Annotated in this window: 6 protein-coding genes; 1 reads left to right on the forward strand and 5 read right to left on the reverse strand. The window is 63.2% G+C overall.

Annotated elements, in window-relative coordinates:
* Positions 1-559 (forward strand): hypothetical protein (locus ACYPXD_RS02260; protein WP_459706960.1); only part of this gene is annotated, 559 nt, incomplete at its 5' end.
* A gap of 5 nt (positions 560-564) precedes the next feature.
* Here the strand turns inward: ACYPXD_RS02260 and ACYPXD_RS02265 are convergent.
* From ACYPXD_RS02265 to ACYPXD_RS02285, 5 genes are all read right to left on the reverse strand, one after another.
* Entirely contained in the window at positions 565-1,662 is a 1,098-nt protein-coding gene (locus tag ACYPXD_RS02265; protein WP_459706962.1) for a D-alanine--D-alanine ligase family protein, read from the reverse strand.
* Positions 1,663-1,696: 34 nt separating this feature from the next.
* Positions 1,697-2,818 (reverse strand): alanine racemase, encoded by a 1,122-nt coding sequence (gene alr / locus ACYPXD_RS02270; RefSeq protein ID WP_459706965.1) that lies wholly within the window; start codon positions 2,816-2,818, stop codon positions 1,697-1,699.
* 361 nt (positions 2,819-3,179) lie between these two features.
* Positions 3,180-4,067, reverse strand: a complete 888-nt coding sequence (locus tag ACYPXD_RS02275) for a DMT family transporter (protein ID WP_459706967.1) — start codon at positions 4,065-4,067, stop codon at positions 3,180-3,182.
* 164 nt (positions 4,068-4,231) lie between these two features.
* Positions 4,232-5,053: an alpha/beta fold hydrolase gene (locus tag ACYPXD_RS02280; protein ID WP_459706970.1), complete on the reverse strand. Its 822-nt coding sequence runs from the start codon at positions 5,051-5,053 to the stop codon at positions 4,232-4,234.
* A 246-nt stretch (positions 5,054-5,299) separates the two neighbouring features.
* On the reverse strand, positions 5,300-5,426 hold a 127-nt coding region (locus tag ACYPXD_RS02285), incomplete at its 5' end, for an AAA-associated domain-containing protein (protein WP_459706985.1).

The following is a 5,426-nucleotide window of genomic DNA, read 5'->3' on the forward strand; positions in this document are numbered from 1 at the left end:
GACCATTTCCGGCACCGCGGCGACGGGCAGCGCATTGGCGAGCGCGAACGTCATAGTCAGTTGCGCGCAAGGCTCGGGCAGCGTGCTGTCGGATGGCGGCGGAAACTACCGCCTCACCTTCAATGCGGCGCTGCCGTGCCTGATTACCGTCACGTCCGGCAGCACGACGCTGCATTCGGTCGCCTACTCGGGCGGCACTTTCAATACGACGCCGGAAACCGATCTGATGCTCGTCTATCTCGCGGCGCAGCTCGGCACGAATGAAAGCGGCCTGATGGCGGGCTTTCAAACCAACGGAACATTCCAGCAGGCGCTGGCCAATCCGAACAACGTGCTCGCCGCGCAGACAGCCGTCGTGACGAATCTGCAACAGCGCTACGCCATCACGCTCGCCACGCCGGCGTTCCTGAGCACGCCGTTCGTCGTCGGGCAACCGGGCGTCGATAGCGATCTCGATGCGTTGGCCACGGCCGGCGCGATCGACGCGAACGGCATGCCGGATCCGGCCGCGGTCTCGCTGCTCGCGGCGGCCGGCAGTTCGCGTCCGCTTGGGCAATGATTCGGCTAACGCCCGGCCGTGAGCGCGGTGTCGATCAATATCGTCAGCAGCTCGGAATAGTCGATTCCCGCCGCCTTCCAGATTTGCGGAAACTGCGACATCGCGGTCATGCCCGGCATCGTGTTCACTTCGTTGACGACGGGCACCACACCGCCGCTGCCATCAGTCGCAGGCCGCAAAAAGAAATCCACGCGCAGCATGCCCTTGCAATCGAGGATGCGAAACACCTGGATTGCGAGCGCATGCAGTTGTTCGGTTAGCGAAGGATCGAGTTCGGCAGGAATCCGGAACTCGACTGCGTCGTTCTCGTACTTCGCGCCGTAGTCGAAGAAATCGACGGAACCGGGCAGCACGATCTCGAGCGGCGGTCCGGCGATCAGCGTACCGTCCGCACACTCGAGCACGGCGACGTCGACTTCGCGGCCCGGCACCGCGCGCTCGACGAGCACCTTCGAATCGCTCCGACGCGCGAGTTCGACAGCCGCGTCGAGATCCGACCAGCGATGGACCTTCGTCACCCCGAAGCTGGACCCGCTACGCGCCGGTTTGACGAACACGGGCAACCCGAGCCGCGCGCGCGTCGCTGCGTCGATCGGGGTATCGAAGGGCCCAAGCACGACACCCTCCGCCACCGTCAACCCGTCCGCCGCCAGCAAACGCTTCGTTTGCTGCTTGTCCATGCCCGCCGCGCTCGCAAATACGCCGTTGCCCACGTAACGCACGCCGGCCAGTTCGAGCAAGGCCTGCACCGTGCCGTCTTCCCCGTAGCGGCCATGCAAAACCGGCAACACCACGTCCATCCGCGCGAGCGATGCGATGGCCGCGGCAACGCTCGCACCGACCGATGAAGCAGTGCGGCATAACCCGTCGCGTGTGGCATGCAGCAAATGTGCTTCGTCGATGGCCGCGCCCTGCTCCAACGCGATCTCTTCGCCGACCGTCCACACGCTGTCGCGCGAAATGCGAACCGGCGTCACGCTAAACCGGTCGCGATTCAATGCGCGCACGACATTGGCCGCCGAATGGCATGACACGTCGTATTCGTCACTCGGACCGCCGAACAGGACGGCCACGCGCTGCCGCGCGCTTGCGTTCACGGACATAAACGGGTGTTCCTGTGAGATTGAACAGACGCGGTCAACACGGCGCGCGCAGATAGTGCCTTGCGACGCGCGCACCGACCCGTGTCAAAACTTCATGAGGATTGGTTTGCGCCCATTGCGCCCAATCGGCGGCGGTCGGCTCGCCGTCGTTACCCGGACCGAACAGGACGGCGGTGTCGCCGATCTGCACGCGTGCGTTGCCCACGTCGATCACGAACTGATCCATCGCGATGCGCCCCGCGATCGGATAGCGCACGCCGTCGATGGCGACGCTTGCCTCGCGCCACGTGCATCGCATCACGCCATCGGCAAAACCGAGCGGCACGAGCGCAAGCGTCGTTTCGCGCGGCGTGGCATAGGAGAAGCCGTACGACACGCGCGTGCCGGCGGGCACACGCTTGGTGAGGATCACCTGCGCCTTCAGCGTCATCGCGGGGCGCAGTCCGAAGCGCCGTCCCGCGACCGGTTCGATGCCGTATAGCGCGATGCCGGCGCGCGTGAGATCGAAGCCTAATTCGGGCACCTGAAAGAGTGCCGCGGAATTCGAAATATGACGCAGCGCCGGCGTGATCCCGGCCTGTTGCGCGACGTCGAGCGCGCTTCGATAAGCGCGTGCCTGTTCGATATGGCGAGGATCGGAGGGCTCTTCGGCATTGCCCAGATGCGACCAGATGCCGGCGATGCGAATCAGCCCGCGCACTTCGAGTTGCCGCGCCGCTGCCGTGAGCGCCGGCCAGTCGCCCGGCAAGGCGCCGCTGCGCGACAGACCGGTATCGACTTTCAGATGCACGGCCGCGACACGACCGGTCTTGTGGACCGCATTCGCCACGCCATGCAGATGCGCGGTCGACGCAACCGATATGTCGATATTGGCCATCGCCGCATGGGTCAAGTCGTCGCCGGGTGCGTAGAGCCACATCAGGATCGGCGCATCGATTCCTTCGCTTCTGAGTTGCAGCGCTTCCGCCTGTGTCGTTACGCCGAGCCACGAAGCGCCATGCGCGAGCGCGGTACGCGCGACCTGCGCCGCGCCGTGGCCGAAGCCATTCGCCTTGACGACGGCCATCAGACGCGCATTGCCGGCTGCCTTGGCGATGAGTGCGGTGTTGTGGGCGATCGCGCCAAGATCGATAGCGGCAACGCTTAGGTCTTGCATCGCAGAGGCCGCCGTGTCGCAATCGACAGACACGTGATCGCGATGATCGGATGCCCGCTTCGCGCTCTTCGTTAAAGCAATGGAATTGCAGACGGAAAGCCTGGGCTGGGCATGCATGCCGCTACTCACTCTATTGATGGTTTTTCCTGGATGACCTTTCAGGACAATACCGCAGCACTGGAAAATAAATGATTAAATTTGCCTGCCATTTGGTTGTACTTCGAATGATTAGCACCACGCCAAAAGGCTCGATGGTGGCTTTGGCGCCAGCAGCGCTCACGCATTAATTCTTCTTGATAGCCATGCCGTTATCGCAAGCGGGAAACATGAATAACACATGAGATTTACGCCAAGCAAACCGTCAACGCTTCTGACGCAATGCAAGTGCAACGCCGCTCAGGGTCAGCACCATCGCCAGCGCCGTGCGCAGTCCAAGCGGTTCTCCAATCGATAGCGCCGCGGCCACAATGCCGAGCACCGGCACGAGCAGCATGCCGATCGACGCCACTTCCGCGGGCAATCTGCGCAACGTTTCGAACCACGCGATATAGCAGACACACATCGGCACAAGCGCCATATAAACCATCACCGCCCAGCCGTCCGCATGCAATGCGGCAAAACGCGGGTGCTCGATCGCAAGCCCATACAGCACCATCGGCACGCAGCCGATCACGACTTGCCATGCGACGAGCGCGAGCGGCCCCATCGGTATCGGCTCACGATTCGCGACCGTGCCGAACGCAAACAGCACCGCGGCCAGCAGTGCGCAGACCACGCCCGCGAAGCGGTCCGCGTCGACCGATATGCCATGGCCGCCAAGCAGCACGACGACGCCCGCAAGACCGAGCGCGAGCGCACAAAATCCGCCCACCGACGGACGGCGCGACAGCAACGGCCACGCAAACAGCATCGACCACAACGGCATCGTATAGACGAGCAGCGCGGCCTCGTTGACCGGCAGCCACACCATCGACATCGTCGACAGCCCCATCCATGCGAGCACATTCGTGCAGGCCGCGAGAAGCAGTCGAGGCAGCCATCCGGATGGGATGCGAATGGACTCGCCGCGCAGCGACGCGAGCAGAAACAGCAGCAACGCTGCGGCACAACCGGCGACCCCGCGCGAAAACAGCGGCGGCCACTCGCGCAGCAGCACTTTCATCGCGGGCCAGTTGACGGCCCAGCCGACGGCCGTGGTGAGAAGAAAAAGAAAACCTGAGAGACGTGACGATGCGTGTGGGCTGGACATGCTCGGTTGAGGCCGCGGCGGCGCCGTTTTTCTGGCTCGTTGTTCCGGCGGGCAGATGATGGGTCAAGATGCGATGGTGCCATAGGCAGGCCATCGCTTGCTGTCATCGCCTGTTTTTCGACGCTACCGCGGTCAACCGCTTCAATCGCTGGAACCGGTCGCCGTCATGACTCGATAAACGCGAGCAGATCGGCATTCACCTGGTCGGCGTGCGTCGTGCACATGCCGTGCGGTGCGCCCGGATAAACCTTCAGCGTGCCGTTCGGAACGATCTTCGCGGAGAGCCGGCCTGAATCGTCGATCGGCACGATCTGGTCCGCGTCGCCTTGCAGTACGAGCGTCGGCACGGTCATCTTTTTCAGGTCTTCGGTGAAGTCGGTTTCGGAGAACGCCTTGATGCAGTCGTAGGCGCCCTTGATCGAGCATTGCATGCCCGCATACCAGAACCAGTCGATCGTGCCTTGCGACACCTTCGCGCCTTCGCGATTGAAGCCGAAGAACGGCGTCGCGAGGTCCTTGAAAAACTGCGAGCGGTTGGCGGCCACACCTTGCCGGATCTCGTCGAAAACCGACATCGGCAAGCCGCCCGGGTTCGCTTCCGTCTTCAGCATCAGCGGCGGCACCGCCGAAACGAGCACAGCCTTACGCACGCGCTTTGTGCCATGCCGGCCGATATAGCGCGCGACTTCGCCGCCGCCCGTCGAATGGCCGACGAGCACCGCGTCTTTCACATCGAGGTGGTCGAGCAGTTCGGCGAGATCGTCCGCATAGCGGTTCATCTCGTTGCCGTCCCACGGCTGATCCGAACGGCCGTGACCGCGCCGGTCATGCGCGATCACGCGATAGCCGCGCTGCGCGAGAAACAGCATCTGCGCATCCCATGCGTCCGCATTGAGCGGCCAGCCATGCGAGAACACCGCCGGCGCACCGGTGCCCCAATCCTTGTAGAACAGCACCGTTCCATCTTTCAGTTTGAATGTCGACATCGCTCAGCTCCTTGTACTGCGATTGATTCAACCTTCGCACCGAAGAACCGGCTGCCGCCGGTTAAATACGGCAGCGCGGCTTCGGGCGATACGTGCGACCTGCGAGGCGCGTCCCGATATCGGACGCAGGCCTCATACGCGGGTGCAGTATTGCGGTTCAGGAGCGGGTGCGGTTTTTTCGCGGTGTCCGTGCTTTCGCATCTGCACGACGGTACACCGCGGCGGCTTGTCGCGTGGGTGGCGCGATTACGTCTCGACGTCGTCGAGACTGAAGACTTCCGACTGGTCGTTATACGAAAAAATCTCGCCGTAACGGCCCCAGTTGATCACCGCGTCGAGCGTCTCTTCGGCGGCGCTATCGGAGAGGAAGTCT

Source organism: Paraburkholderia sp. 2C, assembly GCF_054589215.1.

Coding starts and splice junctions, on each gene's coding strand:
- ACYPXD_RS02265 (WP_459706962.1), bottom strand. CDS start 1,662: ATGTCCGTGAACGCAAGCGCGCGGCAGCGCGTGGCCGTCCTGTTCGGC.
- ACYPXD_RS02280 (WP_459706970.1), bottom strand. CDS start 5,053: ATGTCGACATTCAAACTGAAAGATGGAACGGTGCTGTTCTACAAGGAT.
- ACYPXD_RS02275 (WP_459706967.1), bottom strand. CDS start 4,067: ATGTCCAGCCCACACGCATCGTCACGTCTCTCAGGTTTTCTTTTTCTT.
- alr (WP_459706965.1), bottom strand. CDS start 2,818: ATGCAAGACCTAAGCGTTGCCGCTATCGATCTTGGCGCGATCGCCCAC.